We start from the raw sequence: 1,246 nt of genomic DNA, 5'->3' as shown, positions 1-1,246 counted from the left end.
AAATCGAGAAAAGCCTCAACTCCAATCCCCGCTTGGGATTTACTTCGAGAAGCCCAAAATCGCTGAAACCCAGATATATCAAGGAAAATCATAAATCGAGGTTAACCCTTTGTCCCGTAATGGTTTGAGCCTTTTTTGCTGACCGAAAACGCCTAAGTCCCATTAGTTCTAAGTTTTCCGATCGATCAAACAACTTTGATAATATTCGATTTGTTGGCGGGTAAGGTCTTGGAATTGTGCTTTATCTTCAGAGTCCATTTGAGCCGCTTGATAGTACCATGTCACGGTTTCCTTGAGGGTTTGCCGAAAATCCCAGACTGGTTGCCATTTTAGGGTATGGAAAGCCTTATCTGTGACTAGATTAAGCAATTTAGCCTCATGAACAGCCTTCGGATCACTTTGATCGAGCCAAGTCCCCGTCCAAAGTTGTAGGATAGACTCAACTAACTCTTTAACCGGACGATTAGAAGTCAGAGCCGGACCGAAATTAAACGCCCCATATAACCCTCGGCTGTCTTGCTGCCAATTGGCCGTCATCAACTGCTCATAAATCGACTCAGCTAACCGTAAATAGCCCCCTAAAGGCTCTAAAACGTGCTGCCAAGGACGAGTCGCTAGAGGGTTCCGCACCGGAATCGCTTCGGACTTCATCAACGCCCGCATTGCATCGGGTACAATCCGGTCTAGAGACCAATCTCCGCCACCGATGACATTTCCTGCCCTGGCGCTGGCAATGCCGATGGGGGTTTGAGGGGTTTTAAAGAAGGAACTGCGCCAAGATGCGATCGCCAATTCCGCCCCCGCTTTGCTAGAACTATAGGGATCATAACCCCCTAAGGGGTCATTTTCCCGATAACCATAGACCCATTCCCGATTCTCATAGCACTTATCGCTAGTAATAAACACGGCGGCACAGGGATGAGTGAGGCTTTTGAGGGCCTCTAAAACGTGAATAGTCCCCATAACATTTGTGTTCCACGTTTCCACCGACTCAAGATAGGAAAGCCGCACTAAGGGTTGTGCCGCTAAATGAAAGACTACATCCGGTTGCCATGAAGCGATTAAACGAGCCACTAACTCAGCCTCTCGAATATCTCCTATATGATGACTCAGGTTTTGAGCTAAGTCTAATTGCTCAAATAAGGCGGGGGTGGTATTGGGAGCTAAACTGAGGCCTTTCACCGCTGCCCCCAGATGGAGTAACCAAAACGCCAGCCAAGACCCCTTAAAGCCGGTATGACCAGTA

At 48.0% G+C, this 1,246-nt stretch carries 1 protein-coding gene; it reads right to left on the bottom strand.

Annotated features, from left to right (window positions below):
- Window positions 1-168: 168 nt before the first annotated feature.
- The coding region (gene rfbG, locus O9300_RS18750) for a CDP-glucose 4,6-dehydratase (RefSeq protein WP_287973321.1) at window positions 169-1,246 on the bottom strand (1,078 nt) is incomplete at its 5' end.

The organism is Microcystis sp. LE19-195.1E (genome assembly GCF_027532095.1).
Taxonomy (GTDB): domain Bacteria; phylum Cyanobacteriota; class Cyanobacteriia; order Cyanobacteriales; family Microcystaceae; genus Microcystis; species Microcystis aeruginosa.
The sequence above is the reverse complement of the archived record's forward strand: the minus strand, read 5'-3'. Positions and strand labels throughout refer to the sequence as shown.